This is a genomic window from Chromobacterium piscinae (assembly GCF_021129175.1).
Lineage (GTDB): Bacteria > Pseudomonadota > Gammaproteobacteria > Burkholderiales > Chromobacteriaceae > Chromobacterium > Chromobacterium piscinae.
The window spans coordinates 1-14,200 of the sequence record NZ_JAJOHV010000030.1 but is presented as its reverse complement, the minus strand read 5'-3'; the positions used below and the strand labels follow the sequence as shown (position 1 = coordinate 14,200).

Annotated in this window: 13 protein-coding genes and 1 tRNA gene; 5 read left to right on the top strand and 9 right to left on the bottom strand. The window is 60.2% G+C overall.

Annotation, left to right across the window (positions count from 1 at the left end; all coding sequences use genetic code 11):
• The 5 genes from LQR33_RS10465 to LQR33_RS10445 form a co-directional block, all read left to right on the top strand.
• Nucleotides 1-1,432, top strand: a 1,432-nt coding sequence (locus LQR33_RS10465; RefSeq protein WP_231468830.1) for a DUF2345 domain-containing protein, incomplete at its 5' end; no start/stop codon positions are given.
• Between the two features lie 10 nt (nucleotides 1,433-1,442).
• Nucleotides 1,443-2,318: a DUF4123 domain-containing protein gene (locus LQR33_RS10460; protein WP_231468828.1), complete on the top strand. Its 876-nt coding sequence runs from the start codon at nucleotides 1,443-1,445 to the stop codon at nucleotides 2,316-2,318.
• 250 nt (nucleotides 2,319-2,568) lie between these two features.
• A complete protein-coding gene (locus tag LQR33_RS10455) occupies nucleotides 2,569-3,258 on the top strand; it encodes a DUF3304 domain-containing protein (protein ID WP_231468826.1) in 690 nt (229 codons plus the stop codon).
• Nucleotides 3,255-4,907, top strand: coding sequence for a T6SS phospholipase effector Tle1-like catalytic domain-containing protein (locus LQR33_RS10450; protein WP_231468823.1), 1,653 nt, complete (start codon nucleotides 3,255-3,257; stop codon nucleotides 4,905-4,907). The genes LQR33_RS10455 and LQR33_RS10450 overlap by 4 nt, the downstream gene beginning before the upstream one ends.
• Complete coding sequence (locus tag LQR33_RS10445; RefSeq protein WP_231468821.1) at nucleotides 4,900-6,159, top strand: hypothetical protein; 1,260 nt, start codon at nucleotides 4,900-4,902, stop codon at nucleotides 6,157-6,159. Before LQR33_RS10450 ends, LQR33_RS10445 begins: the two co-directional genes overlap by 8 nt.
• A gap of 66 nt (nucleotides 6,160-6,225) precedes the next feature.
• Here the strand turns inward: LQR33_RS10445 and cyoE are convergent, their stop codons facing one another.
• The 9 genes from cyoE to LQR33_RS10400 form a co-directional block, all read right to left on the bottom strand.
• Nucleotides 6,226-7,134: a heme o synthase gene (cyoE, locus tag LQR33_RS10440; RefSeq protein WP_081527253.1), complete on the bottom strand. Its 909-nt coding sequence runs from the start codon at nucleotides 7,132-7,134 to the stop codon at nucleotides 6,226-6,228.
• Between the two features lie 11 nt (nucleotides 7,135-7,145).
• Entirely contained in the window at nucleotides 7,146-7,466 is a 321-nt protein-coding gene (gene cyoD, locus LQR33_RS10435) for a cytochrome o ubiquinol oxidase subunit IV (protein WP_081527254.1), read from the bottom strand.
• Entirely contained in the window at nucleotides 7,466-8,077 is a 612-nt protein-coding gene (cyoC, locus tag LQR33_RS10430) for a cytochrome o ubiquinol oxidase subunit III (RefSeq protein ID WP_021478491.1), read from the bottom strand. Before cyoC ends, cyoD begins: the two co-directional genes overlap by 1 nt.
• Before the next feature lie 15 nt (nucleotides 8,078-8,092).
• Complete coding sequence (gene cyoB, locus LQR33_RS10425) at nucleotides 8,093-10,135, bottom strand: cytochrome o ubiquinol oxidase subunit I (protein ID WP_166439985.1); 2,043 nt, start codon at nucleotides 10,133-10,135, stop codon at nucleotides 8,093-8,095.
• Nucleotides 10,136-10,141: 6 nt separating this feature from the next.
• The gene (gene cyoA / locus LQR33_RS10420) at nucleotides 10,142-11,086 is read right to left on the bottom strand and encodes a ubiquinol oxidase subunit II (RefSeq protein WP_021478493.1); all 945 of its coding nucleotides are present in this window, start codon (nucleotides 11,084-11,086) and stop codon (nucleotides 10,142-10,144) included.
• A 747-nt stretch (nucleotides 11,087-11,833) separates the two neighbouring features.
• Nucleotides 11,834-11,910: transfer RNA gene (locus LQR33_RS10415), tRNA-Met, on the bottom strand.
• A 149-nt stretch (nucleotides 11,911-12,059) separates the two neighbouring features.
• Nucleotides 12,060-12,671 (bottom strand): thiol:disulfide interchange protein DsbA/DsbL, encoded by a 612-nt coding sequence (locus tag LQR33_RS10410; protein ID WP_166439986.1) that lies wholly within the window; start codon nucleotides 12,669-12,671, stop codon nucleotides 12,060-12,062.
• 31 nt (nucleotides 12,672-12,702) lie between these two features.
• Nucleotides 12,703-13,455, bottom strand: coding sequence for an SPOR domain-containing protein (locus LQR33_RS10405; RefSeq protein WP_166439987.1), 753 nt, complete (start codon nucleotides 13,453-13,455; stop codon nucleotides 12,703-12,705).
• A gap of 64 nt (nucleotides 13,456-13,519) precedes the next feature.
• Nucleotides 13,520-14,200 (bottom strand): ATP-binding protein (locus LQR33_RS10400; protein ID WP_231468819.1); only part of this gene is annotated, 681 nt, incomplete at its 5' end.

The window sequence follows — 14,200 nt, the reverse complement described above, 5'->3', positions numbered from 1 at the left end:
CCCGGCCTACGCCGGCACCGCCTCGGCCAAACCCACCTCGCTCGGCGTGCAGACTGCCACCGTGGTCGGCCCCGCCGGCGAGGAAGTCCACACCGACGCCCAGGGCCGGATCAAGGTGCAGTTCCACTGGCAGCGGCCGGACGAACACCCGACCATCGGCGCCGGCCTCGACGACAAATCCTCCTGCTGGCTGCGCGTCGCCATGCCGTCGGCCGGCGCCGGCTGGGGCCACCAGTTCATCCCGCGCATCGGCCAGGAAGTGCTGGTCGACTTCATCGAAGGCGACATCGACCGGCCGGTGATCACCGGCGTGTTGTACAACGGCAGCCACCCGACGCCCGACTTCAGCGGCGCCGGCAGCCTGCCGGCCAACAAGACCCTGTCCGGCATCAAGAGCAAAGAACACCAGGGCGGCGGCTACAACGAGCTGCTGTTCGACGACACCCCCGGCGAAGTGCGCGCCAAGCTGTCCAGCGAAGCGGGCAAGACCCAGCTCAACCAGGGCTACCTCGCCCACCCGCGCAGCAACGGCAAAGCCCAGCCGCGCGGCGACGGCTTCGAACTGCGCACCGACCACCACGGCGCCATCCGCGCCGGGCATGGTTTATTAATTACCACCGAAGCGCAGAACGGCGCGTCCGGCAAACAGCTGGCGCGCGAGCACGCGCAGAGCCAGCTCGACGCCGCGCTCTCGCTGTCGCAAGCCTTGGCCGAAACCGCCACCGGCCAACTGGCCGACACCATGGAAACTGGGCCCGACGAAATCGGCCCGGACAACGCCAAAGCCGGCAAGAAAACCGATGGCCACCTGCAACACCACGCCGAGGCGTTGAAAGCCTGGGAAGCCGGCAGCAACACCGACAAAGACGGCAAAACCGCCAAGGATCAAGCCGGCCAACAACCGCTGCTGATCCTGTCCGGCCCAGCCGGCATCGCCAGCCTGACTGAACAGAGCCAGACCGTCTCCGCCGGCCAGAACCTGAACCTTATCGCCCAGCGCGACGCCAACCACACCACCGGCCGGCGCTGGCTGCACAACGTAGGCCAGCACATCAGCCTGTTCGTAGCGGGGGTGAAAGACAAGGTGGCGCTGAAGCTGATTGCCGCCAAAGGCAAGGTGCAAGTGCAGGCGCAGAGCGACGCGATGGAGTTGACGGCGGATAAGGATGTGACGATCACGTCCTGCAAGGAACGCATCGTCGTCAATGCCAAGGACGAGATTCTGTTGACCGCAGGCGGCGCTTATATCCGTCTCAAGGGCGGCAATATCGAAGTGCACGCACCCGGCACCGTAAGCGTGAAAGCCGCCCAGCACAAGCTGAGCGGACCCGACAATATGACCATCCCGATGCCAGTTTTCCCAGGCAAGCAGTTCTGCTTGCAGTGCATGCTGAATGCGATCAAATCCGGCTCGCCCTTAGCCGGCCAATAAGAGAGGCCCCATGTATTTCGCAATGGACAAGGGGGATGTGGCATCCCTGGCCAACGCCTTGGCTGAGCAAATTGATGCCAGTCCCATGGAGTGGAACTGGTACGCATTAATGGATGCCGGCTTCGATTACAACCATCGCCCGCTGCAATTGGCCACTGCCAACTGGCCACTGTATTTTCAGCCGGAATGGGGGGGGTTGCGCGCAGTATCGCCGCTATTGATCGAATGCCCAAGGCAGAACAATGCCATTCCGGCCAAGCTGCTGCGACACAGCCAAGGTCGGCCAATGCTTGGCTTTGTCGCCAGCGTGCTGGATGTGGAAACATTACGCGATATCTGGCAGCGCAGCCTGAGCCTAACTACGGCTGATGGTCAACCCTACATTCTACGTTTTGCCGACACCCGCATCGCGGCCACCCTGCCCCAAACCTTGTCGCCCCCATCCTGGCGACGGCTATGCGCGCCTCTGACTCACTGGCTGATCGTCGACCGTGCAGGCACACTGCAGGCGCTGGACCTTGCCCCATCACATCTGGCTGTCGATGAAAAAGATAGTTGGGAGCTCACTGAGCCGGAATTGGCAGGTTTGCTGCGTTCAGCGGAACCCGATGCATTGGCCAATAGACTGAGTCAGGATTTTGCCGAACTATTGCCGGCATCCGGTGCCTTTCTCCACCACTGTTTGCAACGCTCCTGCGCAGCATTGGAAGAGCATCATATTGAAAACGCACCCGATCAATTGATGCTCGCCGTGGCGGCTTGCCTGAGTCAAGGACGCATTTTGGACGACCCCAGACTTCCCCAGGTCTTGCAGAGTCATGCCTTGCAAAAAGACGGCTTAGGCGAAAACCTAGCTTCCTTGCTGGATGACATCTCGGCCCTCTGAGAAATGGAAACACACCCATTCCAAAAGAAAAAATGGCCCGCCCGCATGCTTGTGGTTTCACTTGCAGGCACGTTCATTATTGGTGCCATGTTCTTGATATTTTCTGTGGGGATTATTTACTTCCAATGTTTGCATCCCTTTGAGAAGAGCGCAGAGGGTGACTGGTCCGCCCTAAACCATATTTTTTTTCTCATTTTCACTTCACCATTTTTGATTGCTACCGCATTTGCATTGTCTTCGTGGCTAATCCATGGATCGCAGCGAAAATTACTCAAGTTGGCCACAACAGCCTTGCTGTTTCTTTCCTATGGCGGTTTGTATTTTTTTATTCTGCGGCATAACTATCCGCCAAATCCGTAAGCGAGCTATTGCCTCGACCTTTCCACCGACAAGGTGTTGTTTTGAAAGATTGCCGGGAATTAATCAGATGAGAACGATAAAGCCCTGCCGTTTACTGCCTCGCTTTGCTTGGCTGACGGTCATACTATTACTATCTGCCTGTGATGATGCCACGACAGCCATCAGCTATCTCTCAGTCAACCATACGGAAAAACCTATCGACTCGGTCACAGTTAATGATCAAGGAGGGGTGCTCAATGTCCCCCCGATGGGCGGTGGCGGTGGCGAAGTTTGCTGCGTAGTGGTGCCGAAAAAGTGGCGTCCAGGGCTGACTGCTAAAATTGGCTGGCTACAAGGTGGACATTATCAACGCGATGCGAATGGCAATCTGGTGATGCGCAATGGCGACAAGATATTCATCGAAGGAACCTGGAAAACCCGTACAGTAGCGATTCCAGAATATCAGGAAAAAGATGCCCAGCACTTCGATATTCACTTTTTGCCCAATGACCAGGTGCTGGTCAAGCTGAGCGATATCATGCCCTATCATCCAGACTATCGCCCGGCATATCCCAAGAATACTCAAGGGGATAAACAATGAGCACGCAAAACCCCGCCCCCTACCCAGCAGGCCAACGCTCACTGAGTGCTCGCGAACAACTGCAACGAGCTCAGGCCATGTCCTGCGTCAGCGGTAAGCAGGAAGCCCAATGCCAAAGTCAGATCCACGTGATGATGTTCTTCGATGGCACGGGCAACAATATCCAGGCTGACTATTACCAGGCGGAATCCGGCAAACAGCGTCCCAGCAATGTCGCCCGCCTATTCATGACGGCGCGAGACAAACCAAACGAGGGCTATTTCCGTTTTTACATGCCAGGAGTTGGTACCCCATTCCCAGAAATCGACGACACGGGGGGGGCCTTGGGCGGTGGCGCCGGCGCGGGCGGAGAGGCGCGCATTCTTTGGGCGCTGACGCGCCTGGTGAATGCGCCCCACCAGTATGTCAACAAAAGTCCGCTGATCGCCGATGGCTTGGCCAAGAAAATTACCAGCAATGCCGGCGGCCTGACCGGGGGCGTCATGCGCAAAGTGATTTTCAATACCTGGCAGGAAAAGCTACAGCAGGCGCTGAAGGGACGCAAACCCCAGATCACACAGATCAACCTGTCGGTATTCGGATTTTCACGCGGTGCCACAGAGGCGCGGGCATTCGTCAACTGGCTGTATCAAATATGTCATCAGCAAAATGGCGCATGGAGCTTTGCCGGCATTTCACTCCGAACACAGTTTCTTGGGATCATGGACACGGTGGCATCGGTAGGCCTTGCGCAACTGCTGCCCAATACCATACCCGCAACCGGGCACATGGCTTGGGCCGACAACAATCTGACCATCCATCCCGCAGTCGAGCAATGCGTGCATTACGTTGCCGGCCATGAAGTGCGCGCCTGCTTCCCGCTGGACACCGTGCGGCGCGGCAACTCATATCCAGCCAATACCATCGAAGTCATGTTCCCGGGCTCGCACTCGGATGTCGGAGGTGGTTATGCCAGCGGCGACCTAGGCATACTGCCCGCGCAAAATGGCCAATTGTGCGCGATACCGGGACGCCGGCTGTACGATGCCGCTCGCCAAGCAGGTGTGCCCCTCCTGGCAATGGACCAGTTGACTGAACGGGTGCAAAACCTTCTGACGCCGACTCAAGAGGTCATCAACGACTTTAACGCTTATTTGCGTGAAGCCAAGATTGCTCCAGGCTCGACGGAAAAGATGCATCGCCAGCACATGGCCCTATACCTGAGCCAACGATTCAAATACCGGCATGACTTTGCCAAGCGCGCGCCATATCGAACCGCCAGCGCCAAGCATCAGGGCTTTTTGCAGATTACCCAGGCATCGCTGATCAAGGGACTGCGCAAACTCTACGCCGGCGACCCAATGGCGCCTGATTTTGACCCCGCCCGCGCCGCCGCGAAAGCAGCCAAACAGGAGCAAGAGCTGCAAAAACTAATGCCTATGCTGCCAGAGCAAGGCATGTCCATTCCCAGCGAAGTGCTGCCCGAAACCGATCCCAAAAAGGTTGCGGCCACGATGAATATTCGCCTGCTGACTCCGGCGATTGAGAATTTCCTGGAGAAATATATCCATGACTCCATGGCAGGCTTTATAGGCGATGGGGTAAATGAGGCCAAAATCAATCAGATCGGCCTGCTTAAATTCCGTACCTTGTATGCAGGCAATGAGTAACGCGCCGGTCGTCAGCCATAGACTGATGGCAAGCAGCCTGCTCAGTCTATTCCTGAGCAATGCGCATGCCAGCGCCCCTCCCGACAATGCGGCAGTCACGCTTGGCTGGAACACACTGCAGCTGCATGCCGATCAAACCCTGGCCGGCACCCATCCCGGCCAGTATTCGGTGAAAAACCTGTTCGATCCCGATCCGGCCAAAGCCTGGGTGTTTCATGCCGAGCAACCCTACCCTCAGTCGGAAGACATCAAACCGGTTGCGCTGACGCTCACGCTGGCGCATCCCAGCCCGCTGTTCGCCATCGCGCTGGCCCCGGGCTACGCCAAATCGGCTGCCACCCAGTTCCAGAATGCTTCGCCCAAGCTGGTCAAGATCAGCCTGTACCGCGCGGGAGAAGCCAAGCCGTTTGAAACCCGCCTGTTCAAGCTGTCCTACCATGCGCGGCAATATTCGGCGGCCCAGCTGCGCCGCGAGCAGGGAGACATCGCCTTCGCCGACCAAAGCGATCAACGCGTCATCGGCAAGTCCGACAATGCGCTCAATAGCGCCGAGCGGCTGCTGCTGATCAATCCGGGCGCGGAAGCCGTTGCCAAGCTGGAGTTGCGCGTGTCCGCGATCGAAGCGGGCGCCAAGTACACCGACACCGCCATCGGCAAGCTGAGGCTGCTGGACAGGCAGGCCCATGGCCAGTCGGCGGAATATCGGCTGGCGCAATATGTGGGACGCGATCTGGATGCCCAGTTGGACGGGCTGGATGACGGCAAGCTATGCCTCGCCTACTCCGGACAAACACCGTGGCCGGCGCTGCGGCATCAGGCCTGCTCCGCCCCCGCTCCGCGGGTGCAGATCGGGCAGGCGGACCAGGGCCTGGACGATATCTTTTTCACGCGCCAGGATCCGGCCAGCGGCGAATACCAAATCCCCTTCTCCGCCGTGCTGCGCGATGCCCAGACCCGCATGGAAGGCAGCAAGCGGCATTTGCGCGTCAGCGCCGCCGATCTGCAGAATCAGGAATGGATACTGGCGCGGGACAGCCAAGGCGCATTGCGCGCCTGGTCCGGCATGGCGTTGACCCAGGCCATGCTTGCCAACCGCCATGATGGCCTGGATAAGCCCTATCTGCAGCCGCAGGACAGCGCTTATTTCTTCTTCGGCTACGCCCGCTTGCAACTGGATCCCGCCGCAGGCGGATACCGGCCCAGCGTGTACGGCCCCGCCGGCCGGCAAGACGCCGCCTGGCCGCCGCGCTGACTAATGGCTAAACAAAAACGGGAAGCAGCGCAAGCTGCTCCCCGTTTGGCATGGAATGGATCGATCTCAGCGATACATGCCCGCGTCCGCGGTCATCACCACGCGGCTGTGCGGCGGCGTCTGCCCGTCCACCGCCATCATCACGCTCAGCGAGGTGATGGTGATGATGGAGAAGAAGAACACCTGCCGCGCCCAGGCGCGGTCGTCGGTTTCGCGCTTGTAGCCGGACAGCGCCATCTTCAGCCACCACAGGCTGGTGGCCACCGCCACCGCCAGGTAGCCGTAGCCGGCGTAGCCGCCATACACCAACATCACGGTCGCCGCGGCGAAAGCCAGGATGTAGAGCACGATCTGCTGCTTGGCGGCGGAGATGCCCTTCACCACCGGCAGCACCGGGATGCCGGCCGCTTCATAGTCCTTGAAGCGGAAGATGGCGATCGCGTACGAGTGCGGCATCTGCCACAGGCTGAACATCAGCAGCAGGATGGCCGCGCCCATGTCGAAGCGGCCAGTGACGGCGCAGTAGCCGGCCACCGGCGGCACCGCGCCGGACAGGCTGCCCACCAGGGTGCCGTAAACCGAGTTGCGCTTCATGTACAGGCTGTACACGCCGACATAGATCACGAAGCCGAACAGCACGCAGCCGGTAGCCAGCGGATTGGTGCAGAACCACAGCAGGGCGAAGCCCGCCAAGCCCAGCACCGCGCCGTGCGCCAACGCGGCCTTGGTGCTCATCGCGCCAGTGACCAGCACCCGTTTCTGGGTGCGGGCCATCTTGGCGTCGATGTCCTGATCGATGCAGTTGTTGATCGCGCAGCCGGAGGCCACCACCAGCGACAAGCCGATGACGGTGGCCGCGAGCAGCCACCAGTCGACCGATCCCTGCGCCGCCAGCAGGAAACCGCCGGCGGCCGAGATCAGGTTGCCGAAGATGATGCCCGGCTTGGTGACCTGAAGATAACGCTTGAACTTCAACTCAGCCTCGCTCAGCGCATCATCAGCGCGTCGGCGGTGTAGATGATCCAGATCGACAGACCCACCAGCAACACGATCACCATGCCGGTGAACAGGAAGGAGAAGCTATTGAGCTTGCCTTCCTTGCTGAAGTCCAGGTGCAGGAAATACTTCAGTTGCACCACGATCTGCACCACCGCCATCGCCAGGATGCCGATCAGCGTCGCCTGCTTGGTGAAGGCGCCGCCCATCACCATCCAGAACGGGATGGCGGTGAGGACCACCGACAGCACGAAGCCGACCATGTAGCTCTTCACGGTGCCGTGGCTGGCGTTGTCATGCGCGTGACTCATCACATGGCTCCTTTCAGGTAGACAACGGTGAATACGCAGATCCACACGATATCGAGGAAGTGCCAGAACAGCGACAGGCAGTTCAGGCGGGTCATGGCGCGGCCGGTCAGGCCGGTCTTGGCCACTTCGGCCATCATCACGCCCATCCAGATCAGGCCGGCGGTCACGTGCAGGCCGTGCAGGCCCACCAGGCCGAAGAAGGCCGACAGGAAGGCGCTCTTCTGCGGGCCGTGGCCCTCGGAGATCAGATGGTGGAATTCATTGATTTCCAGGCCGATGAAGGCGGCGCCGAACAGGAAGGTCACCGCCAGCCAGCCGAGAACGGCGGACTTGTTGCCCTTGTGGCCGGCGATCATCGCGAAGCCGTAGGTGATGGAGGACAGCAGCAGGGCCGCGGTTTCCACCAGCACGTATTGCAGATCGAAGATGTCCTTGCCGGACACGCCTTCCGCCACGTTGCGGAACAGGACTGCGTAGGTCGCGAACGCGGTCGCGAACAGGATGCAGTCGGTCATCAGGTAGAACCAGAAGCCCAGGACGGTTTGCGAACCGCTGTCGTGGTGCTCGTGGTCGTCGTGCGCGGCGTGCGCTTCTTTTACATAAGTCGTCATGTCAGATTCAACCCGTTACGCGGTAGTGGTCGGACGCGCAGCCTTTTTCGGCTGGGCCGGATCACGCTCGGTGTAGTTGTCGACGTCGATGCCCAGCTTCTCGAAGCGGGCGCGCTCGATCGCTTCCACTTCGTCCACCGGCACGTAGTAGTCCAGGTCGTTGTCGTAGGCGCGCGCCAGCATGCAGCCGACGATGCCCACCAGGCCGACGACGGCCAGCCACCAGATGTGCCAGATCAACGCAAAGCCCAGCACCGTGCTGAAGGCGCCGATATAGATGCCCATCGCGGTGTTGCGCGGCATGTGGATCGGCTCGTACGACTTCGGCACGGCGTAGGCGACGCCCTTTTCCTTCATGTCGGTGAAGGCGTCGATGTCATGCACTTGCGGCAGCTTGGCGAAGTTGTAGAACGGCGCCGGGGAAGACGTGGACCATTCCAGGGTGTGGCCGTTCCACGGGTCGCCGGTTTCGTCCACCAGCTTCTTGCGGTCGCGGATGCTCACCGCGATCTGCAACAGCTGGCAGGCGATGCCGGCGGCGATCAGCAGCGCGCCGAACAGGGCGATGTACAGCCACGGCTCCCAGGCCGGGTTGTCGGTGTGGTTCAGGCGACGGGTCATGCCCAGGAAGCCCAGCACGTACAGCGGCATGAAGGCGAACATGAAGCCGATCTGCCAGAACCAGAACGAGGCCTTGCCCAGTTTGTCGTTCAGCTTGAAGCCGAACACCTTCGGGAACCAGAACGACACGCCGGCCAGGTAGCCGAACACGGCGCCGCCGATGATGGTGTTGTGGAAGTGGGCGATCAGGAACAGGCTGTTGTGCAGCACGTAGTCGGCGCCCGGCACCGCCAGCAGCACGCCGGTCATGCCGCCGATGGAGAAGGTAACCATGAAGCCCAGCGTCCACAGGATCGGGGTTTCAAAGCGCAGGCGGCCCTTGTAGATGGTGAACAGCCAGTTGAACAGCTTCACGCCGGTCGGGATCGAGATGATCATCGTCGCGATGCCGAAGAAGGCGTTCACGTTGGCGCCGGAGCCCATCGTGAAGAAGTGGTGCAGCCAAACCATGAAGCCCAGCACCGAGATCGCGCCGCTGGCGTAGATCATGGACTTGTGGCCGAACAGGCGCTTGCCGGCGAAAGTGGAAACCACTTCCGAGAAAATGCCGAACGCCGGCAGAACCAGAATGTACACCTCGGGGTGGCCCCAAGCCCAGAACAGGTTCAGGTACATCATAGCGTTGCCGCCCAGTTCCGCGGTGAAGAAGTGGAAGTCCAGGTAGCGGTCCAGCGCCAGCATGGCCAGCGCGCCGGTCAGGATCGGGAAGGAAGTGGCGATCAGCACATTGGCCCAGGTGCAGGTCCAGGTGAAGATCGGCATGTCCATCAGCTTCATGCCCGGGGCGCGCATCTTGATCACTGTAACCAGGAAGTTGATCGCGGTCAGCGTCGTCCCGATGCCTGATATCTGCAAGGCCCAGATGTAGTAATCCACCCCCACGTCAGGGCTGAAGCCCAGCTCGGCCAGCGGCGGATAAGCCACCCAGCCGGTGCGGGCGAAGTTGCCCACGCCCAGCGACAGGTTGACCAGGATCACCGCGGACACCAGCAGCCAGAAGCTCAGCGAGTTAAGGAAGGGGAAGGCCACGTCGCGCGCGCCGATCTGCAGCGGCACCACGATGTTCATCAGGCCCGTCATGAACGGCATCGCCATGAAGATGATCATGATCACGCCGTGGGCGGTGAAGATCTGGTCATAGTGCTCGGGCGGGAACACGCCGTGGGCGCCGCCGGTGGCCATCGCCAGCTGGGTGCGCATCATCAGCGCGTCGGCGAAGCCGCGCAGCAGCATGATCATGGCGACGATGATGTACATCACGCCGATTTTCTTGTGATCCACGGAAGTGAGCCACTCTTTCCAGAGATAGCCCCACTTGCCGAACTTGGTGATCAGCGCGAACAGCATCAGCCCGATCAGGCCGGCGCCTCCCAGCGCCCCCATGATGATGGGCTCATGGAACGGGATCGCGTCCAGAGTCAGTTTACCTAACCACATCGATTGTTACTCCTTCACAACCGGCGGCGTGATCGCGGCGCACAGTTCTTTGGTCATCTTGGTCAGCTTGATGGCGTCGTCGCTGTCGGCCAGCGACGGGCGTGCGGCCATGTACTTGTGCTGCACGGCCTCGAACAAGTACGGCGTGGTCGACGCGTAGTATTCCACCGCATTGTTTTCGCTAGGCTTGAGCAACTTCAGGTAAGAAGGCGCGTCCAATGCCTTGCCGGAAGCCTTGGCTTTGGCCACCCAGGCTTCGAATTCGGCCGGGGTCTTGGTGGCGACAGCGTTGAACTTCATGCCGGAGAAGCCGGCGCCGCTGTAGTTGGCGGAGAAGCCCTTGTAAGTGCCCGGTTCGTTGGCGATCAGATGCAGTTGGGTCTGCATGCCAGCCATCGCGTAGATCTGGCCGCCCAGCTGCGGGATGAAGAACGAGTTCATCGCCGCGTCGGAGGTGATCTTGAAGCTCACCGGAGTATCGGCCGGGAACACCAGCTCGTTGACGGAAGCGATTTGCTGCTCGGGGTAGATGAACAACCATTTCCAGTTCAGCGCCACTACCTGCACCTGGATCGCCTTCTTGTCCGACTCCAGCGGACGATAGGGATCAAGCTTGTGCGTGCTCTTCCAGGTCAGCGTCGCCAGGAAGGCGATGATGATGCAGGGGATCAGCCAGACCACGATTTCGATCTTGGTCGAGTGCGACCATTTCGGTTCGTAGGCGGCTTCCTTGTTGCTGGCGCGGTACTTCCAGGCGAAGACCAAGGTCATCACGATCACCGGGATGACCACCAGCAGCATCAGCGCAGTTGCCGTCAGGATCAGGGACTTCTGCTCAGCGGCGATCTGGCCCTTGGGATCGAGAATGCCGCCTTGGCATCCCGACAGCAGGGCGATCACCACAGGCGCCAGCCCCCGCATCAGGCGGGAGGGTCTATGGTTTCTCATCATACGACTTTTCGGGTTAAAAATCCTTTGGCGCGCAGATGCGCAACAGGCGTTGCGAGCCATGCTCCAACGCCAAGAAAACAGTTTCCTGCCGGATTCATAAGTAAGCGGCAGCGCCAGGCGCGGCCACATGAATCCAGGTCAAACCAGAAATTTAGGGATCGCGGATATTCCACGATCGGCCCCACCGGCGGCTTGCGCCGGTTACGGCGGGAAGCGACTCCACAATCGCTTCCGAACGATGACGTGACAGCTGAAGATCACTGCCCGAGTGAAACGCCGCAGGCGGCGCGGGAAGACAGGAATTCGGCAAGCACAAACATCAACGCCCGGCTCAGGCAGAACTGCGACAAATCGTCGCGGTCCCCGGTAGCGGGCGGGCGTATTAGAAACAGTTCCGGCCGATATTTCAAGAGTCTTGACCATGGTCAAGACCTCGCCAATATCCGATATGCCATTCAATTGATAAAAATCAAGGACGACGCCTACCGTATTCTGCCGCAGCAACAACCACTTAGGACAAAGTCATTAACATGACATGGGCATGAACTAGGTTGCAAATCGTTACAAAAAATATTTCTTTTAATGAAATTACCAACCAGGAGAAAGTCTTAACAAAAATGGAAAACTGGAATCCAGAAGCTGGCCGCGCAGTCTGGCTGCAAGTAGGGGGAAGCTTGCGAAGTGAAAATTGAAGGCGGCTGAAACGCAAAAAGCCGAATCGACTATCGATTCGGCTTTTCTAGTATTTGGTTGCGGGGGCAGGATTCGAACCTACGACCTTCGGGTTATGAGCCCGACGAGCTACCAGACTGCTCCACCCCGCGTCAGAGAGATTGCATATTAAGGCAAAGCCAAAAGCGCGTCAAGAACTTTTTACATAAAAATACCTGCCATCCGCTTTCTTCCTGATCAGACAGACGCCGCGGCAACAAAAAAGCGGCCCAAAGGCCGCCCTCTCGCGTCAAGCTAACAATCACTTCTTCTCGGCGCGGGCTTTGGCCACTAGCTCGTTCATCACCTGGATCATGCGTTCCGGCGTACTGGTCACCACCACGTACTTGCCGTTGACGATAACAGTCGGCGTACCCTGGATCTGGTAGTCGCGGGTGATCTTGGTCGCGCGCGCCACCTGGGCGTTGATGCCGAAGGAGTTGTAGGTCTGCAGCAGCTTGGCGCCGTCTACCCCCTTCTGCTGCTTGATCCAGCTGGTGAACTGCTCAGGCTTGGACAAATCCATGCGCTGCTTGATCTGAGCCTCGAAAGCGGGGCGGTGCAGCTTGTCGAAGGTGCCGGTGGCGTTGAAGGTGGCGAACATGCGGGCAAAGCCTTCCATCGACTTCTGCCACACGATCTGCTCCTTGCGGAAGCTCACGTCGGCCGGCAGCGTCTTGGCCCAGGCATTGAGGGCCGGATCGTCGTCATAGCAATGGATGCAGTGGTAGGAGAAGAATTCGATCACTTCCACCTTCTTGGGGTCGGCCACCGGCTGGGGCGTGCTCAGCATCGTGTAATCCTTGCCCAGCTGGATCGCGGCATTCGCCATGCCGCTGACCGCCAGCATTGCCAACAACAACCATTTCTTCATGTTCTTTTCCCGTTATTTGTAGAGATGAGACTTACTCGGCGGCCTTCACCACATTGGCGCTGATGCCGTCCTGCTTCAACTGCGCGCGGATGCGCTCCACATCGTCCTGACGGCTCAACGGGCCCACCCGGACCCGGTGCACCATCCCCTTGTCAGGCACGTTGACCGACTGGATCTTGGCCTCAACGCCCAGCAAGGCCAACTTGGCCTTCAGGTTGTCAGCCTCGTCCTGGTTCTGGAACGCGCCCAGCTGCAAATAAACTTTTTTGGCAGGCGCCGATGCCGAAGGTTCCCCCGAACGCGAGGACTTGGCGTCGGACGTGACGGCGTCCACCTGGCCCGGCAGAATCTTGTAAAAATCGAAGCGCTGCTCGTCCTTGCCGGTCTTTGCCGGTGCTTGCTGCGCCGGCTTGGGCTTGGCTTCGTGCTGAGTCGCCGGCGGAGGCAGCGGCACCGTCTCGGTGGAGTCCAGCGTGGCCTGTTGCTGCGCTTGCGCCGGAGCCGGCGCGGCCGGCGTCGTGGCCGAAGCGGCTTCGGAAATGCGGGTGCCCGGCGCCAGCAGCTCGGTCGGCGGCTGCGGCGCTTCCGCCTTGCGCTCGTTCTTGGGCTGGAAGGCGGCCGGCGAGCGGTTCAGATACATCGCCAACCCCACCGCCACCGCTACGCCGACGATCAGGCCGATGATGATGCCCGCCATCATGCCGCCTCCGCCGCTGCGCGACGAGGAGGAATTGCCGCGCCCGCGCGACGGTCTGGGGGAGTTTTTCAGGTCTCGATTAGCCATTCACCACTACCGCTATGTCTGTCGGACAGCCATCATGCCATCCGTATTTAATTGATCAATTCTATCAAGCGCCGCCTTGCATGACGCGCCTGAGCTGGATCGCCTGCAATACATGGTTGCGGCTTATCGTTTCGACGCCCTGCAAATCGGCGATGGTGCGCGAAACCCGCAGTATCCGATGATACGCGCGCGCCGACAAGCCAAGTTGTTGCAAAGCCTTGGCCAGCACCGCCAGCGCGTGCTCGTCGCCGCGGCAATGCGTCTCCAGCGCCTCGCCCTGCAGCGCCGCGTTCAAGCCGCCTTGCCGCGCCAACTGGCGCTCCCTGGCCTCGAACACCCGCCGGCGCACCGGCTCGCTGCCTTCGCCCGGCCTGGAATGCTGCAGCTCCGCCGCCGTCAAGGCCGGCACCTCCACCTGCAAGTCGATCCGGTCCAGCAAGGGGCCGGAGATTCTACCCCGATACTTCGCCACCTGCTCGGGCGAGCACTGGCAACGCCCGGCAGGGTGGCCATGATAGCCGCAAGGGCAGGGATTCATCGCCGCCACCAGCTGGAAGCGCGCCGGAAAACTGGCCTGGCGCGCCGCGCGCGAGATATGGATCACCCCGCTCTCCAACGGTTCCCGCAGCACCTCCAACACCTTGCGGTCGAACTCCGGTAGTTCGTCCAGGAACAGCACGCCATGATGCGCGAGACTGATCTCGCCAGGCCTGGGCTCGCTGCCGCTGTAATTTCTATAAATAAA